We start from the raw sequence: 16,574 nt of genomic DNA, 5'->3' as shown, positions 1-16,574 counted from the left end.
AGCATTCATGTTCCACCCGGTTCCCCTGGCGCGTTGCACCATGGCCGGTCGGGGCGCTCTGCTACCATCGGCGATTCAGTTCATCGCGTCCCCCACCTGCCCGCGATGGCGCCAAACAACGTAACGAAACACAGGAGTCTGCATGTCTTCCGAGCTGCTCAAGTCCCTTGGCCTGGACGCGATCAACGCTGGCACGTACCTGGGCAACGGGGAGTGGTCGAGCGCGACCAGCGGTGAGCTGATCACCCCAGTCAACCCGACCACTGGCGAGCCGATTGCGCAGGTCCGCGCCACCACTGAGGCCGAGTACGAGACCGTCGTCGCCCGCGCCCAGGAAGCCTTCAAGGTCTGGCGCACCACGCCGGCGCCGCGCCGCGGTGAAGCCGTGCGCCTGTGCGGTGAAGCACTGCGCAGGCACAAGGACGCCCTGGGTTCGCTGGTTGCCCTGGAAATGGGCAAGAGCAAGCCGGAAGGCGATGGCGAGGTGCAGGAGATGATCGACATCGCCGATTTCGCCGTGGGCCAGAGCCGCATGCTGTACGGCTACACCATGCATTCCGAGCGCCGCGGCCACCGCATGTACGAGCAATACCACCCGCTGGGCCTGGTCGGCATCATCTCGGCCTTCAACTTCCCGGTCGCGGTGTGGAGCTGGAACTCGTTCCTGGCGGCGATCTGTGGCGACGTGTGCATCTGGAAGCCGTCCAACAAGACGCCGCTGACCGCCATCGCCTCGCTGAAGATCTGCAACGATGCCCTGCGCGAAGCGGGCTTCCCGGACATCTTCTTCCTGATCAACGATGCCGGCACCGCGCTGTCGGAAAAGATGGTCGATGACCGCCGCGTGCCGCTGATCAGCTTCACCGGCTCGACCCAGGTCGGCCGCACCGTCAACGAGAAGGTCGCACGCCGCCTCGGCCGCTGCCTGCTGGAACTGGGCGGCAACAACGCGATCATCCTGGACGAAACCGCCGACCTGAAGCTGGCGGTGCCGGGCATCGTGTTCGGCGCCGTGGGTACCGCCGGCCAGCGCTGCACCACCACCCGCCGCCTGATCGTGCACCGCTCGATCTACGCCGACGTGCTGGCCACCCTGGTCAAGGCCTACAAGCAGGTGGAAGGCAAGATCGGCGACCCGACCGATGCCGCCAACCTGATGGGCCCGCTGAACAGCGAAGGCGCCGTGCAGCAGTTCCTCGATGCCATCGCCCAGGCCAAGGCGGCCGGCGGCACCATCGAGACCGGCGGCACCCGCATCGACCGCGCCGGCAACTTCGTGCTGCCTGCAATCGTCACGGGCCTGAAGAACAGCGACGCCGTGGTCCAGCACGAGACCTTCGCACCGATCCTGTACGTGATGCCGTACGACACCCTCGACGAAGCCATCGACATGCAGAACGGCGTGCCGCAGGGCCTGTCGTCCTCGATCTTCACCCAGAACCTGAAGACCGCCGAGAAGTTCCTGTCGGCCGCCGGCAGCGACTGCGGCATCGCCAACATCAACATCGGCACGTCCGGTGCGGAGATCGGCGGCGCCTTCGGTGGCGAGAAGGACACCGGCGGTGGCCGCGAGTCCGGTTCGGATGCCTGGAAGGTCTACATGCGCCGCCAGACCAACACCATCAACTATTCGGATTCGCTGCCGCTGGCGCAGGGCATCAAGTTCGACCTGTGATGGCAAACGACGCGGACACGTCTGTGGGTCAGAGTCCCTCCGGGGATCTGACCCGTGCCCAGGGTCGGATCCCCGCAGGGGCTCCGATCCTCGATCTCAGCGGCCGCCGCGTGCTCATTGCCGGCGGCAGCAAGGGCATTGGTCGTGAAATGGCACTGGCCTTTGCTGGTGCCGGTGCACAGGTCTCGGTCTGCGCGCGCGGCCAGGCCGGCCTGGAGGCCCTGCGCGCCGATGCACAGGCGCAGGGCACGCCATTGCATGCGTTTTCCACCGATCTGGCCGATCCCGGCCAGATCCAGGCCTGGCTGCAGGCCGCCGCCGATGCCCTCGGCGGCATCGATGTGCTCGTCAACAATGCCACCGGCTACGGCATGGCCGACAATGAGGAGGGCTGGGCCGCCAGCCTGCAGATCGACCTGATGGCGGCCGTGCGTGCCTCGCGCCTGGCCCTGCCCTGGCTGCGTGCGTCCGGCGATGCCTGCATCCTCAATCTGTCGTCGATTGCCGCGCAGCAGCCGCGTCCCGGCGGCGCACCCTACGCCGCTGCCAAGGCCGCGCTTTCGCACTACACCACCTCGCAGGCGCTGGCACTGGCCAAGGACCGGATCCGGGTCAACGCCATCGCACCGGGCTCGATCGAGTTCGATGACGGGCTCTGGGACCGTCGCCGCATCGAGGATCCAGCGCTGTACCACGGCACCCTGGCGAAGATCCCGTTCGGCCGCTTCGGCCATCCGCGCGAGATAGCCGACGCGGCCCTGTTCCTGTGCTCGCCACTGGCGCGCTGGGTTACCGGCAGTGTGCTCAACGTGGATGGCGGTCAGGTGTTGATGGGCTGAATTTGTAAAGCCGAGCCCATGCTCGGCTTGCACGCAAGACGCGGTCGATCCCGCATCAGCCCAAGGGGGCAGCCGAGCATGGGCTCGGCTCTACAGGGCACTGCCCATGGGATTGCCCGGGCAGAGGCACTATCATGTGCACACTGCCAAGGAGGACCCGATGAGCGTGGCACCCCGACAGACAAGCGCCCTGGCCGTGGTCAGCCTGGTCATGGGCATCGCCAGCTGGACCGTCCTGCCCTTCGTGGCCAGCATCGTCGCCATCATCACCGGCCACATGGCCCGCGCCGAGATCCGCCGCCGCCCGCATGAACTGGAAGGCGACGGCCTGGCCGTTACCGGCCTGGTGCTGGGCTGGGTCATGGTCGGCGCCGTGCTTGCCGCCATCCTGGTCTTCATCCTGTTCTTCGGCGGCCTGGCATGGCTGGCGGCAGTGTCGAACTGACGCCATGACCGCCTCCGACAGCACTGAACGCTTCAGCAGCCGCGTCGCCGACTACGTCCGCTATCGGCCCGATTATCCGCCCGCCCTGTTGGAGTGGCTGCATGGCCCGATGGGCGTCAGCCGCGAGGCCGTGGTCGCCGACATCGGCGCCGGCACCGGTATTTCCAGTCGCCTGTTTCTGGCCAGCGGTCATCCGCTGGTGGCGGTCGAGCCCAACGCTGCCATGCGCGCCGCCGCCGAACAGTGGCTGGCGCCGCAGTATCCGGACTTCTCCGCTGTCGATGGCCGTGCCGAGGCCACCGGCTTGGAGGACGCCAGCATCGATCTGGTCAGCGTCGCGCAGGCCTTCCATTGGTTCGACACCGTGGCGGTGCGCGCCGAGTGGCAGCGCATCCTGCGCCCCGGTGGCCAGGCACTGATCTACTGGAACTCGCGCCTGCTCGATGCCAGCCCGTTCCTGATCGGCTACGAACAGTTGCTGCTGGACTACGGCACCGACTACACCGCTGTGGCCGAGCGCTACCAGGACGATGCCACCATGCAGGCCTGGTTCGGCCCCGGCCTGCGCGGCAGGGTAGAGCTGCCGAACGTGCAGCATCTGGACTTCGACGCCCTGCGCGGGCGCCTGCTGTCCTCCTCCTACGCACCCCAATCCGGTCATCCCCGCCACGCGGCGATGATCGACGCTCTGCAGGACCTGTTCGCCGCCCATGCGGTGGACGGCCAGGTCGCGTTTGAATATCGAACCCGAGCCTTCCTCGGCACGCTGGACTGAACCGACGCATGTATTCGCTTGCCCGCCCCTTCCTGTTCTCGCTCGACGCCGAGCGCGCCCACGGCCTCGGCCTGTCCGCACTGGACCTGGCCTATCGCACCGGCACCACGCCGCTGCTGGCCGCACGCATCGCGCCGATGCCCAGCACGGTGTTCGGGCTGACCTTCCCCAATCCGGTCGGCCTGGCCGCCGGCCTGGACAAGAACGGCGAGCACATCGATGCACTGTTCGCGCTCGGCTTCGGCTTCGTCGAAATCGGCACCATCACCCCGCGCCCGCAGGCCGGCAATCCGCAACCGCGCCTGTTCCGCCTGCCGGAACACAACGCGATCATCAACCGCATGGGCTTCAACAATGCGGGCGTGGACGCGCTGGTGCGCAACGTCGAGCGCGCGCGCAACCGCCGCGGCCTGCTCGGCATCAACATCGGCAAGAACAAGGACACCCCCAACGAACAGGCCGTGGACGATTACATCGCCTGCCTGGACAAGGTCTACCCGCTGGCCGATTACATCACCGTCAACATCTCCTCGCCCAACACCGCCGGCCTGCGTGAGCTGCAGGAAGAGACCGCGCTGCGCCAGCTGGTCAGCCAGCTGCGCGACCGCCAGGAAGACCTTGCTGCCCGCCACGGCCGACGCGTGCCGATGCTGGTGAAGGTGGCGCCGGACCTCAGCGAACGCGATATCGACGCCGCCGCCCGCGTGCTGGGCGAACTGCAGGTGGACGGCGTGATCGCCACCAACACCACCATCGACCACAGCAAGGTGGCCGGCGACCCGCTGGCCAATGAGGCTGGCGGCCTGTCCGGTGCACCGGTGCTGGAGCAGTCCACGTTGGTGCTGCGCCGCCTGCGCGCGCGCCTGCCCGAATCGGTGCCGCTGGTCGGCGTCGGCGGCATCCTGTCCGGCGCCGATGCGGTAGCCAAGATGGCGGCCGGTGCCGCACTGGTGCAGTGCTACAGCGGCCTGATCTTCCGTGGACCGGCGCTGGTTTCCGAATGCGTGGAGGCGATCCGTCGCCGCCGTGAAGCGCCGAGCCGCGGCGCGGTGGCCCCGCTGTGAGCGCGCCCATGGATACCATCGACGGCAACGCCCCGCTGCGCTGGACGCTCACCCGCAATGCGCCGCTGCAGGCGCTGAATACCTTCCATGTGCAGGCCAGCGCCGCGCAGCTGCTGGAACTGCACGATGCCGCGCTGCTGCCGGACGTGCTGGCCTTGCCCGAGGTGGCCAGCGGCCCGATGCTGGTGCTGGGCAGCGGCAGCAACGTTCTGATCGCCGAGGACCTGCCCGGCACCGTGCTGGTGTTCGGCAACCGTGACATCAGTTTCCTTGAACACCGCGCCGACCATGCGGTGATCCGTGCCGGTGCCGGCGTGCCGTGGCATGGCCTGGTGATGTGGTCGCTGCAGGAAGGCCTGTCTGGCCTCGAAAACCTGGCCCTGATTCCCGGCACGGCCGGTGCCGCGCCGATCCAGAACATCGGTGCCTATGGCGCGCAGGTCGGCGAGTTCATCCAGGCGGTCGAAGCGTGGGACTGCCAGGAGCAGGCCTGGGTGCGGCTGGACAACGAACAGTGTGGCTTCGCCTACCGCGACAGCGTGTTCAAGCAGCAACCCGATCGCTATCTGATCTCCGCCATCGAACTGAAGCTGCCACTGCTGCATGATCTGCGCATGGACTACGCCGGCATCCGCGAGGAACTGCAGGCACAGGGCGTGGAGCTGCCGAGCGCAGTGGACGTGGCCAATGCCGTGATCGCGATCCGCCGCCGCAAGCTGCCCGACCCGGATGTACTGGGCAACGCCGGCAGCTTCTTCAAGAACCCGGTACTGCCGCTGGAACAGGTCGACGTGCTGCTGCAGCACTTCCCCGACCTGCCGGTGTTCCCGGCCGAGCAGGACGACAAGCGCAAGGTCTCCGCTGCCTGGATGATCGAATCCTGCGGCTGGAAGGGCTTCCGCGAAGGTGATGCCGGCGTGGCGCCAAGCCACGCGCTGGTGCTGGTCAACCACGGCAATGCCAGCGGTGCTGAGCTGCTGGCGCTGGCGCGCCGCATTTCGGCCTCGGTGCTGGAGAAGTTTGGCGTGCCGATCGAACCGGAGCCCCGCCTGCTCGGCGCACAGTGGTGAACACCCCCGCCCTTTCCCCAAGCGCCCCGATGCGGGCGGCGCTGCTGATGCTTGGCAGCACGATGGCATTCGGCCTGATGGCGGTCGCGATCCGCTACGCCACCCGGTACGTGCCAACCCAGGAAGTGGCGTTCTTCCGCAATGCCTTCGGCTTGCTGGCGTTGCTGCCGATGCTGCTGCGGCCGGGCCGTGCTCCGCTGAAGACGCAACAGCTGCCGCGCTATTTCGTGCGCAGTGCGATTGGCCTGGGCTCGATGCTATGCGCGTTCTGGGCACTGGGCCACCTGCCGTTGGCGCAGGCGGTGTCGCTGTCGTACTCCACGCCGCTGTTCGTCACGATTGCCGCCGTGCTGTGGCTGGGTGAAACCGTGCGCGTGCGCCGCTGGGCCGCAGTCGTGGTCGGCTTCATCGGTGTGCTGGTGATCGTGCGACCCGGTACCGCCGGCTTCACCGCGGGCAGCCTGGTCGCCGTGGCCGCCGCGGTGCTCAGTTCGCTGGTGGCGATCCAGATCAAGCAGCTGACCCGCGTCGACAGCGCCGATACCGTGGTGCTCTACACCTACGTGTTCTGGGTGCCGCTGTCGCTGGTTCCGGCGCTGTTCGTCTGGGTCTGGCCGAGCGGCATGGCCTGGCTGTGGCTGCTGGCCACCGGCGTGCTCGGCACCATCGGCCAGCTGTTGTGGACGCGGGCGCTGCGCCTGGGTGAAGTCTCGGCGCTGACCCCGATCAGCTTCCTGCAGCTGCCGCTGGTAACGCTGTTCGGCTGGATGCTTTTCAACGAAAGCGTGGACCGCTGGACGATCATCGGCGCCGGCATCATCCTCGCCGCCAACGCCTACATTGCCCACCGCGAGGCCGTACTTTCGCGCCGCGCCGCCAGCGCAGCCGCCTCGTCAGCGGCGAAGCCCGCCGAGTAAATCCGCGCCACGCGTGGATGACGCTGCACTCCTCTGTAGAGCCGAGCCTACGCTCGGCTGCTCTTCGCGCCTCCACCGTTGACTGAGCGCGCAGGGTTCATTCACGCATGGCGTGGATCTACAGCGCGCGATACACCCGCTCGGCCGCGTCGAACACATTGCCCGGGGCGAACTGTTCGCTGAGGAAATGCAGCGACTGCCGGCGCAGCTGCGGCGACCGGTCCTCTCCATCGCTGCCCAGCAGGACCTGCTGGAACTCGATCAGGTCCTGCAGGATGCGCCAGTGACGGTACCAGGCGATCCAGCGAGGGTCGCCGCGGTCACTGCCATAGCCCTCCTCGAATCCCACCGGGTTCTCGCGGCCCCAGCGCCCGCCGACAGCGCCACCGATGAACATCAGGTCGCGCTCGCGCGGTGCCAGCGACAGGCCATCCCAGTCGATCAGGTGCAGGCCGCCGTCATTGCCCATCAGCAGATTGCCGGCATGAAGGTCGGTGTGGCACAGGTGCAGCCGCACCGGCACATCCTGCAACGCCGCGTGCAGCTGCAGTGCCTGCGCGTGCAGCGCCGCGATGCGCGCGTGCTGCTGGTCCCAGACGGAGACGAAGGCACGGCCCAGCCCATCCTTGGCAGCAGCCAGGCCTTCGCCGGCCAGCCACTGCCCGACGGTATCAAGCGCTGCGGTTTCCATCCGGATGCTTGGCAGCGCTTCCTGCAGCGCCGGTGGCGGGCACGCCTCGTGCAGGCGCCGCAGCACCTCGCCCAACCGTTGCCATTGCGTGCGGCTCAATGCCGCCTCGAAACCGGACTGGCCTTCCACATACGGGAACAGGGTGAACTGCAGGCCCCAGCGCTGCACCGATGCCCCGCCGGTCAGCGCCGGCCAGGGCGCAACGATTTCCTCGACACCCAGCGTGCCGCGCAGCCAATGCAGGGTGTCCCAGACGGCTGGGGCCACCTGGTAGCTGCGGCATTTCAACCACCACTGCCCGCGCCGTGCATCGATGCGATACACGCTGGCGTTGGCATCGGCGCCAACCGGGCGTGGCACCACAGCGGTCGCGGTGATGCCATAGGACTGCTGGAGGACTTCGCCGAGATGCTGCGCCGAAGCGGATGACATGGATGCAAGCGGAAAGTGTTATCTGCGACAACTATCGCAGATGTGCCCGCCACGACACAGACATGACCGTCACAACATCGTGCCCGCGCGACCAACGTGCTAGCCGGCGACGCGACGCATCACCGCTTCCAATGGCCCCCGCGTGAACCGCCACGACCACAGCCACGCTGCGCCCGTGGCCAGCATCAGGAACAACAGCGCCCACAGCAGCACGGTCGGTAGCGACGCGCTGCCATCGAGCAGCCCCAACCATTCCAGCGTACCCATGCCCAGCAGGATGTGGCCGACGTAGAGGGTCAGGGTCATTCGCCCTGCTGCAGTCAGCGGTTCCAGCCAATCCCCCGGATAACGGCGGCTGATCCAGAGGCACGCGGCAATCGCGCTGCAAGCTGCCCCCGCACCGGTCAACACGTAGGCCGGTCCCGGCGGCATCGGCTGCGTTCCCAGCCACGGCTGCCAGGGCGTTCCCTGCGCAAGGTGCTGCACGGCCTGGCCTGCGCCGATCAGCAGCAGGCCCACCAGCAGCAACGCACGCTGCACCCGCGGTTGTGACAACGGCAGGCGCGCCAGCAGCATGCCCAGCAGGAAGAAGCACATCCAGGGCAGCAAGGGATGGAAGCCGTTGAACAACAGGTTGCGCGCGGCACCCGGCCATTGCCAGAGACCGGCATACTCCAGCGTCTGCCAGTTCCAGCCCTGGCTGTAATTCCAGTGCAGCAGTGCCCAGGACGACCCGGCCGCGAGGCCGGCGATGCTGGCCAGCAGCACCCGTGGCGACGCACGCAGCCACAGCACCGCCAGCGCGAAATACACCGCGTAGTAGTGCAGGATGTCGGCCGGGAACAGGGTCAGGTTGAGCAGGCCCAGCACCAGCAGGAACAGCGCGCGCCGCCAGGTCTGCGCGCCGGCCCGCATCCAGCCAAGGCGCTGCGTGGCCAGTACCAGGCCAAGTCCGGCCAGGGTGACGAAGGTCGCAGAGGCCTTGCCTTCCAGCAGATGGAAGAAGCCGGCCAGCCAACTCGCACCCTCTGCCGGCACGGCCATCGCCAGGCGGAAATTGACCAGCACCATGCCTGCCAGCGCCAGATACCGTGCCAGATCAAGGCCGTGCAATCGCCGCTCAACCGCGCTCATGCGCGTGCACCGAGCAGCAGCGCGAGCAGGCCTGGGTCCAACGGAGCCTCATCGGTGCCACCGGCTTCGCCCAGCCCCCGGCGCAGCGCATCGCTTTCGATGGCATCCAGCAGCACCTGCGCCTGCAGTGCCGGGGCCAGTACGGGACGCCGACGTTCACGCTGTGCCACCTGCTGCAGGGCTTCGGCCAGCACAGCCTGCAATTGCCTGCGATTGGCCGCAAATGCCTCGGCCACGGCCCGATTGCGTGCGCTCTCGGCCAGCACTTCGACGGCGAGCGTCGCCCATTCCGGCTGGCTGCACAGTGCGTGGAAGTCCTGCAGGAACGCCAGCACCTGCGTGCGATCACCGTCGGCCGCGGCCAGTCGCTGCAGCAACGGCGCCACTTCTTCGCCCTCGGCCACGGCCACTGCAAGGATGATCGCTTCCTTGCCGGGGAAGTGATTGTAGAGATTGCCCAGGCTGACGCCGGCCGCCTGCGCGATGTCACGCATGCTGGTCTGGTGGAATCCCTTGGCGAGGAAGCACTGCAGGGCGGCCTGCAGGATCTGCTCGATGCGTTGCGCGTTGCGGTCGGCTCGGTTCATGGCGCCAATAGTGAACGAACGTTCGTCCAACTTGAAGATGGCAACCCGTTCATCAGCGAGTTCCGTTCAGCCGGCCCTTGACCTCAACAGCGGTTGAGGCCCGATGCTGCGTGGCCCGTTCCAAGCCCAACCCGGAGAGACTTCATGCCACGGATGATCACCGCCCTGCTCGACAGCCGCCTGCTGTGGTTCCTGGCCCGACTGCTGCTGGCGGTGGTGTTCCTGTCATCGGGTCTGGCCAAGCTGCTGGCGTGGGACAACAGCGTGGCCGAAATGCAGGCGGCCGGGCTGCAACCGCCTGTGCTGTTCAACCTCGCCAGCGCCGTGGTGCTGCTGGGTGGCTCACTGTGCCTGCTGCTTGATCGCCTGCTCTGGCTGGGCAGCGGCGCGCTGGCGGTATTCATGCTGCTGACCATTGCCATCGTGCATGCCTTCTGGACCAAGCACGGCGCGGAACAGCAGCTGGCCCTGTTCTTCGCACTGGAACACCTGAGCGTGGTCGGTGGCCTGATCTGCGCGGCCATCGCCAGCCGCGCGCGGGCTCAGAAGAACTCGTCGAGCAGCCGGTAGAACGCCAACCGGCGCTCGTCGGCCACAGCGCCGTAGCGTTGGAACAACGGCGTGACCCAACGCGTATCTCCGAAGTTGTGGACCAGGCTGCGCGCGGCCAGCGCCAGGTCCTGGTAACGGTCGGCCACGCCCAGCCGCCCACAGTCGATGAACCCGCTGAAACGCCCCTCGGACACCATCAGATTCGGAAGGCAGGCATCGCCATGACTGACCACCAGATCTTCATGATCGGGACGGGTGCTGCACAGTTGGGCGAAGACCTGCTGTGGACTCTGTCCCAGGCGTTCGTCATCGAAGTCATCGGCATCCACGCGCCCCGCCTCGACCCGTGCCTGCGCGGCCGGCAGGCGCGAGGCCAGCCGCTGATCGAACGGACAGGCTGCTACCGGCAACGCATGCAGCCCGCGCAGCGCGTCGGCCAGTATCTCCACCCGTTGCTGCGGCGCGAGTTCCGGCGACGAAGCCAGATCGCGGCCAGGCAGCGCGCTCATCAGCAACCAGTGCCGGCCCGCTTCTTCGGCCGTGGCAATCACCGTTGGCGCCGGTTGTCCCTGTGCCTGCAACCAGCGCAGGCGCGCGATCTCATCGCCCAGCTCACTGAAGGCGTCGATCAGTTCCGACTTGAGGAAGGCATCGGGGCGGCCCGGCCGCAGCACGCGGGCAACGTCGGCCCGCGAGACACCCATCGACTGCCGCTCGATGCGCGCATCGGCCAACGCCTTCTGCCACGCCAACGGCAGCGGCATGCCATCAGGGGTGGCGTTGTGCTCGTCCATGCCAGGAGATTCCTGTTGCCGGTGACCCTGTGCATTCTCGCTCATCCTGGCGCACATCGACCCGCGGGCGGCCGGCAGCCACTACGCCCCAGCGCCTGCAGCAGCGACGGCTGCTGCCACGGTGCCGGTGCCAGTTCGACGACACGGCCTCGACCCTTACCGCCGAACGCGGCGGCCTGCGCGCGTTCGCCAAGTGGGGCACCGTTCTGGCAGCCGATCGTGGCTGCCGCAGTACAACGAGGAAGCAACATGAAATTGATGGTCATCGGCGCCAGCAAGGGCCTGGGACGCGCGTTCGTGGAAGGCCTCTGTGCTAGGGGTGACACTGTGATTGGTGTCTCGCGCAACCGCCCGTGCGGCATCGCCTGCGCTGACGGCGTCACCCTGCAATGGATCGAAGCAGACCTGTCCCGGCCGACCGTGGCTGCCGACCACATCGCAGCGCAGGCACCGGCCGATATCGATGTGCTGATCCACAACCTGGGTATCTGGGAAGACAAGGCCTTCAGCGACGAGTACGCCTTCCTCGATGAAAGCGATGCTGCACTCACGAAGCTGGTCGACGTCAACATCACCGCGACCCTTTTACTGCTGCAACGCCTGCTGCCCCGCGTACTGGGCGCAGCGCGCCCGCAGCTGGTGCTGACCGGTTCGACCTCGGCCCTGCCTCGCAGTGGCCGCCCGGAAGTGGCGTTCGGCGCCTCGAAGTTCGCCCTCAACGGCATCGCCGATGCGCTGCGCGAAGGCTTCCGCGATCGCCGGCTGGCGGTGACCAGCCTGCAGTTGGGCTACCTCAACACCGACGACGCCTTGTCGGTGCCGGTGGCCGAGGCCGCAGCGCGCGGCGACGGTGAGCAGGTGCCGGTCCACGATGTCATGGCCATGGTAAGCGCCCTGTTGCAGCTGTCATCCTCCGGCTTCGTGCGCGAACTGGTGCTGCCCGCCATCGCCGACCCGCGCTACTGACCTTGCCGGCCGCGGCAGAGCACCCTCAGTGGCCGCGCGCGCGGTCGTGGTTTACCCTGCTCGTCACTGGCCGTCGGTCACAGGCGGGAACCTGCTATGGATGCGCTTTCACGGGTCTCGGCCCAGGTCCTGGACAGCGCCCTGCCCAGCCTGCCGCTGTATCTGCTGCAGGCCACGGCAGTGATCGGCATGATCGGCGTGCTGCTGATCGCCACCCGTCGCGCCGGGCACGCCATAGAAGGCCGTCGCCTGTATGTCGGCGTAGCGCTGGGCCTGATCTACCTGTTCAATTCCTGGTTCGTGGCCCGTTATTCCCAGGGTGTCGTCAAACTGCACCTGGGCTTCGACATCCTGCTGGTCAGTGGCCTGCTGGGCGGCTGGCGCGGCGGCTTGGCCTGCCTGGCTGCCGCCCTGCTGGTCCGCTACCAGTTCGTCGGTATCCCGTTCTTCCTGCCTGCCAGCCTTGAGGCCGTGTTGCAGATGGTGGCGGGCGTCTGGCTGCGCAGGCACCTGTACCCGCGCATGCTCAACGAGCTCTCGCCGCGCATGATCCTGCAGGCATGGTCCGTGCGCATCGGGGTAACCGCTCTGGGTTTGGCGCTGGGTGTGGCGATCATTGGCGCCGATCAACTGCCGGTGGCCGAGCTGGCGATCCAGCGCGCGCTGGCACTGCCGGTCTCGCTGCTCGTGCTCGGCGCCGTGTTCGCGCTGGTCTACAACGATGCCCAGATCGATGCGCAACGCCAGCGCGAACAGGCCTGGCTACGCATCGATCCGATCAGCGGGCTGCCCAACATGCGTGCGCTCGGTGAACGCCTGCAGCAGTACTGGCGGGATAACGACGGCACCGGCAAGGCCTGCCTGATCGTGGCCGAGATGGGCAACCTGCGCGATCTGCGCCTGCGCTACGGGCCGTTGCAGGACAACGGCCTGTGGCAGCGCGACAGCACCGAGGAAGTGCATCGGTTGCTGCCGTCGCTGCCGGCTGCGCAGCTGGAGATCTACCAGTTCGGCGATGCCGCGCTGGCGATCCTGGTGCGCGGCCTGACCTTGTCCACACTGCGCACGCAACCGCAGATCACTGAGCTGGCCAGCAACCTGGCCGATCGGGTCGGCCGCGATTGGCCGGGCTTCCGGCCGCTGTTCCGCTGTGCAGTGGTTGAATTGAAGCCCCCTGCTGATGCCGATGAAGGACATCTTCCGTTCCGCGCCATCACCGTGGCACTGAGCGCGATCGAGTCGGGCGTGGTGTTCTTCGATGACCCGATCCAGCGCGACAGCGAGATCGACGCCCTGATCGAGGTTGCCCTTGAGCACTGGCTGCAGCAGGGCAATGCGCCGCTGTGCTACCAGCCCAAGCATCGCCTGCAGGATCGCCAACTGGTCGGCGCCGAAGCACTGCTGCGCATGCGCGACGGCGAAGGCCGGCCGATTGCCCCGATGCGGGTGATCTCGCTGCTGCGCCGCCAGGGGCGGCTGGCAGACCTGGAATGGGCCACGCTGCGGTCGGCGGTGCACTTCCTGCAGCACTGCCGGCGGGACGGCGCGGCGCTGACCATTGCAGTCAATGTTTCAGCCGAATCGCTGCGCCTGCCCGACTTCGGCCTGCGCCTGCAGGAGCTGCTTCAGCTGCATGACATCCCCGGTGCGATGCTGCGCCTGGAGATCGTCGAATGGACCGAAATCGTCGAGCGCGACGTGGTCGATGCCAACATCGCACAGCTGCTTGCAGCCGGGGTCACCCTGTCGCTGGATGATTTCGGCGCCGGCTATTCAACCCTGATCCTGCTCTCGCGGCTGGCCATCGCCGAGGTCAAGATCGAGCAGGCGCTGATCGCCACGCTGTCCGACGCCAAGTCGCAGTCGATCGTGCGCTTCATCGTCGAGGTCGCGCACCGCTGCGGCGCGATCGTGGTGGCCGAGGGTACCGAGACCTTGGCCCAGGAACAGAAGCTGCGCGCACTCGGGGTGGATGTCGGCCAGGGCTACCTGTACTCGGCGGCGCTGCCGGCCGACGAGTTCCGTCGCTTCGCAGCCGGCTAGACCGCGTAGAACCCCAGGAACATCGCCACCGCCGATTCGGCCACGCGCGCACGTTCCTGCGCGGTCAACGGTGGCTGCCCCATCGTGACCTGCGGCCAGAACGCGAAGCTCTTCACCAGCCCATGCAACTGGTGGCCGGCAAAGTCCGGATCCACCTCGCGCAGGCGGCCATCGGCAATTGCCGCGCGGATCCAGGCACTCTCGCCGCTTTCCTTCTCGCCCATGCGGCAGACGATGGCCTGCGCGCGCTCCGGTGAATGGATGATCTCGGCCATCGCGACCCGCGCCAGATCGATGAAATTCCCATCGCTGAGCAGGTCCAGCTTCTGGCCCAGCAACTGCAGCAGCTGCGTCTGCAGCGGCTGGTCGGCGCGGTATGGCAGTGCGTCGCTGGCCACGCTGCGCTCCCACAGCTCCTCCAGGATCATCGAGAACAGTGCTTCCTTGCTCGGGAAATGGTTGTAGACGGTGCGCTTGGAGACCCCCGCCGCCTCGGCGATGCGGTCCATGCTGGTCGCCTCGTAGCCCGATGCACGGAACTCCTCCACCGCCGCACGCACGATGGCGTCACGTTTGCGGTCGGTCAGGCGTTGCGGGGCACGGGACATGGCGGAAACCGGATAACTGAACGGATGCCTCCATTTTACACTCGACAGTGTACTTTTGAAAAACACGAAACTACACTGTGCAGTGTACTCAGCGGACGTCGCCCATGAAGCGCTTGCTCCTTGTCCTACTGCTCGGAATCCTCGCCGTGACCGCCTACACCTTCTGCAAGTCCTGGTCCCTTCCCGACTTCCCCGATTCGCCGCAGTACCGTGATGGCAAGTTCCGCAATGCCCTGCCCCGTCCGGCGATGGGCCTGCGCGACGGCGCGGAGATCTGGTGGACGTTCCTGTTCAACAAGCCCAAGGGCACCGTGCCCGCGCACCCGATTCCGGTGAAGCCGCTGGACCGCGCCGCGCTGGACGCCGCACCAGATCGCAGCCTGTTCCGGCTGGGGCACTCCACGATCCTGCTGAAGCTGCGTGGTCAGTACTGGCTGACCGATCCAGTGTTCTCCGAGCGCGCCTCGCCGGTGCAGTGGATGGGGCCGGCACGCTTCCATGCACCGCCGATCAGCATCGACGCGCTGCCGCCGATCGCCGGTGTGATCCTCTCGCACAACCACTATGACCACCTGGACCATGCCGCGGTCATGCAGCTGGCCGGCAAGACCGCGCGCTTCATTGCACCGCTCGGCGTCGGCGACCAGCTGGCCGCGTGGGGGGTGGATGCGCGCAAGGTCGAGCAGCTGGACTGGTGGCAATCCACCGAAGCCAACGGCCTGCGCCTGACCGCGACCCCGGGCCAGCACTTCTCCGGCCGCGGGCTGGGTGACAGCGACCGCAGCCTGTGGGCGTCGTGGGTGATCCAGGACGGTGACTTCCGCATTTTCTTCAGCGGCGACACCGGCTACTTCGACGGCTTCAAGGCCATCGGCGAGAAATACGGTCCGTTCGACCTGACCATGATCGAGACCGGCGCCTATGATCCGCGCTGGGCATTCGTGCACATGCAACCGGAACAGACGCTGCAGGCGCACCTGGACCTGCGCGGCAAGTGGCTGCTGCCGATCCACAACGGCACCTTCGATCTGGCCCTGCATGCATGGCAGCAGCCGTTCGAGCGCATCACGGCGCTGGCCGCTGCAAACAGTGTTCCAGTGGCTACGCCGATGATGGGCGAAGCACTGGACATGCAGGCGCCGCAGGCGGGTACGCGCTGGTGGGAGACGGTGGAGCTGTAATGCGGTCGGCTCCGATTCTGGCCGCCGCTACGTCTTCGGGTGAAGCCTGCGCCCTTCCCGGGCCAGATTGATCTGTAGCGCAGCGGCGGCGAGCTCGGTCATTTCCGTCGTGACTTTCCCGCTGCCGCGCGCTCGCAGCCAACCGAGAATGTCGACGAGATGCCAGATCGAGGTCGAGCCGTCATGCACGGGGGACGGAAACGACTGCGGGTTGGCCAGCATGAGCTTCCGCATGTTCTGGCGCGACATTCCGAGCAGGTCTGCGACGTCAGTGAGCCCAACCAGATCGGGGCTCACTTCAACCAGTTCGGCACCGGGCACGGCCCGCTGCACATCGTCCAGCGCCGAACGCAGGGCAGCCCCTGCGCTATCTGCTTCGCGGCAGAACGCCAAGGCCAGCCGTCCCGGCAGCCCAAGGCCCACAAGCGCGTCGTCACAGCCGCCTTCGGCCAGGCGCTGCTCGAGGACGCCGATTTCAATACCTGTGTCCGGCAAGCGGTACTTCAGGGTGAAGTCGAACTCCATGATTGACCCCCTTCGCTTCTGACGAAGCGTGATCTCATTGCTCACGACTGCAGTTCTCGACCACACGCCGCAAGGCTCTTGCATGATGGCTGCCGCTACGCGGTGTGCTCCAGATGCTCACGATGCAGAACTCCCCGCATCGGCAATCGGTGTCGTTGCAAGGGCAATACATCCGGCCCCACGCATGGCCGCCCGCCATACGGAGCCTCCACCCACGATCCTCCGCGAACTGCAACGCCGCTTCGATGTCCTTGTCTGGATGACGCGCTCGAGACC

The 16,574-nt window shown here is 67.0% G+C and carries 18 protein-coding genes; 11 read left to right on the top strand and 7 right to left on the bottom strand.

All coding sequences use genetic code 11. From position 1 onward, the window contains the following. Positions 1-142 precede the first annotated feature (142 nt). The 7 genes from ROV93_RS03885 (at position 143) to ROV93_RS03855 (ending at position 6,785) form a co-directional block, all read left to right on the top strand. A complete protein-coding gene (locus ROV93_RS03885) occupies positions 143-1,675 on the top strand; it encodes an aldehyde dehydrogenase family protein (protein WP_312538568.1) in 1,533 nt (510 codons plus the stop codon). Then, positions 1,675-2,514 (top strand): SDR family NAD(P)-dependent oxidoreductase, encoded by an 840-nt coding sequence (locus ROV93_RS03880; protein WP_072168929.1) that lies wholly within the window; start codon positions 1,675-1,677, stop codon positions 2,512-2,514. Before ROV93_RS03885 ends, ROV93_RS03880 begins: the two co-directional genes overlap by 1 nt. A 160-nt stretch (positions 2,515-2,674) precedes the next feature. Beyond that, positions 2,675-2,959, top strand: a complete 285-nt coding sequence (locus ROV93_RS03875) for a DUF4190 domain-containing protein (RefSeq protein WP_005413144.1) — start codon at positions 2,675-2,677, stop codon at positions 2,957-2,959. A gap of 4 nt (positions 2,960-2,963) precedes the next feature. After that, a complete protein-coding gene (locus ROV93_RS03870) occupies positions 2,964-3,734 on the top strand; it encodes a class I SAM-dependent methyltransferase (protein WP_065197022.1) in 771 nt (256 codons plus the stop codon). An 8-nt stretch (positions 3,735-3,742) separates the two neighbouring features. Further along, entirely contained in the window at positions 3,743-4,798 is a 1,056-nt protein-coding gene (locus tag ROV93_RS03865) for a quinone-dependent dihydroorotate dehydrogenase (RefSeq protein ID WP_061477858.1), read from the top strand. A gap of 8 nt (positions 4,799-4,806) precedes the next feature. Continuing rightward, positions 4,807-5,868, top strand: a complete 1,062-nt coding sequence (murB, locus tag ROV93_RS03860) for a UDP-N-acetylmuramate dehydrogenase (protein ID WP_072168930.1) — start codon at positions 4,807-4,809, stop codon at positions 5,866-5,868. Between the two features lie 29 nt (positions 5,869-5,897). After that, positions 5,898-6,785 (top strand): DMT family transporter, encoded by an 888-nt coding sequence (locus ROV93_RS03855; RefSeq protein WP_072168931.1) that lies wholly within the window; start codon positions 5,898-5,900, stop codon positions 6,783-6,785. A gap of 118 nt (positions 6,786-6,903) precedes the next feature. On the opposite strand, the gene ROV93_RS03850 is transcribed toward ROV93_RS03855, so the two are convergent. The 3 genes from ROV93_RS03850 to ROV93_RS03840 form a co-directional block, all read right to left on the bottom strand. After that, a complete protein-coding gene (locus ROV93_RS03850; RefSeq protein ID WP_072168932.1) occupies positions 6,904-7,908 on the bottom strand; it encodes an aminoglycoside phosphotransferase family protein in 1,005 nt (334 codons plus the stop codon). A 99-nt stretch (positions 7,909-8,007) separates the two neighbouring features. Next, positions 8,008-9,042 carry a heparan-alpha-glucosaminide N-acetyltransferase domain-containing protein gene (locus ROV93_RS03845; protein ID WP_072168933.1) on the bottom strand — a complete coding sequence of 345 codons (1,035 nt, stop codon included), beginning with the start codon at positions 9,040-9,042 and terminating at the stop codon, positions 8,008-8,010. After that, the gene (locus ROV93_RS03840; RefSeq protein ID WP_072168972.1) at positions 9,039-9,629 is read right to left on the bottom strand and encodes a TetR/AcrR family transcriptional regulator; all 591 of its coding nucleotides are present in this window, start codon (positions 9,627-9,629) and stop codon (positions 9,039-9,041) included. The genes ROV93_RS03845 and ROV93_RS03840 overlap by 4 nt, the downstream gene beginning before the upstream one ends. 144 nt (positions 9,630-9,773) lie before the next feature. Between ROV93_RS03840 and ROV93_RS03835 the strand changes: the two genes are divergently transcribed. Further along, entirely contained in the window at positions 9,774-10,199 is a 426-nt protein-coding gene (locus tag ROV93_RS03835; protein WP_072168934.1) for a DoxX family protein, read from the top strand. Here the strand turns inward: ROV93_RS03835 and ROV93_RS03830 are convergent. Further along, on the bottom strand, positions 10,172-10,975 hold the full coding sequence (locus ROV93_RS03830) for an APH(3')-II family aminoglycoside O-phosphotransferase (protein WP_072168935.1): 804 nt from the start codon (positions 10,973-10,975) through the stop codon (positions 10,172-10,174). The genes ROV93_RS03835 and ROV93_RS03830 overlap by 28 nt on opposite strands. A gap of 249 nt (positions 10,976-11,224) precedes the next feature. Here ROV93_RS03830 and ROV93_RS03825 point away from each other — a divergent pair, with 249 nt between their 5' ends. Together ROV93_RS03825 and ROV93_RS03820 are read left to right on the top strand one after the other, a co-directional pair. Further along, positions 11,225-11,941 (top strand): SDR family NAD(P)-dependent oxidoreductase, encoded by a 717-nt coding sequence (locus tag ROV93_RS03825; protein WP_180890603.1) that lies wholly within the window; start codon positions 11,225-11,227, stop codon positions 11,939-11,941. Positions 11,942-12,037: 96 nt separating this feature from the next. Then, entirely contained in the window at positions 12,038-13,984 is a 1,947-nt protein-coding gene (locus tag ROV93_RS03820; protein WP_180890602.1) for a GGDEF domain-containing phosphodiesterase, read from the top strand. On the opposite strand, the gene ROV93_RS03815 is transcribed toward ROV93_RS03820, so the two are convergent. Further along, complete coding sequence (locus ROV93_RS03815; RefSeq protein ID WP_072168938.1) at positions 13,981-14,592, bottom strand: TetR/AcrR family transcriptional regulator; 612 nt, start codon at positions 14,590-14,592, stop codon at positions 13,981-13,983. The genes ROV93_RS03820 and ROV93_RS03815 overlap by 4 nt on opposite strands. 104 nt (positions 14,593-14,696) lie before the next feature. Here ROV93_RS03815 and ROV93_RS03810 point away from each other — a divergent pair, with 104 nt between their 5' ends. After that, complete coding sequence (locus tag ROV93_RS03810) at positions 14,697-15,773, top strand: MBL fold metallo-hydrolase (protein ID WP_072168939.1); 1,077 nt, start codon at positions 14,697-14,699, stop codon at positions 15,771-15,773. 27 nt (positions 15,774-15,800) lie between these two features. On the opposite strand, the gene ROV93_RS03805 is transcribed toward ROV93_RS03810, so the two are convergent. Together ROV93_RS03805 and ROV93_RS03800 are read right to left on the bottom strand one after the other, a co-directional pair. After that, a complete protein-coding gene (locus tag ROV93_RS03805) occupies positions 15,801-16,298 on the bottom strand; it encodes a DNA-binding protein (RefSeq protein WP_072168940.1) in 498 nt (165 codons plus the stop codon). A 34-nt stretch (positions 16,299-16,332) separates the two neighbouring features. Further along, complete coding sequence (locus ROV93_RS03800) at positions 16,333-16,545, bottom strand: hypothetical protein (protein ID WP_252744555.1); 213 nt, start codon at positions 16,543-16,545, stop codon at positions 16,333-16,335. Positions 16,546-16,574: the final 29 nt, after the last annotated feature.

Source organism: Stenotrophomonas maltophilia group sp. msm4 (genome assembly GCF_032025605.1).
In the GTDB taxonomy this organism is placed as follows: Bacteria; Pseudomonadota; Gammaproteobacteria; order Xanthomonadales; family Xanthomonadaceae; genus Stenotrophomonas; species Stenotrophomonas sepilia.
This window is presented reverse-complemented; position numbering and strand designations above follow the sequence as displayed.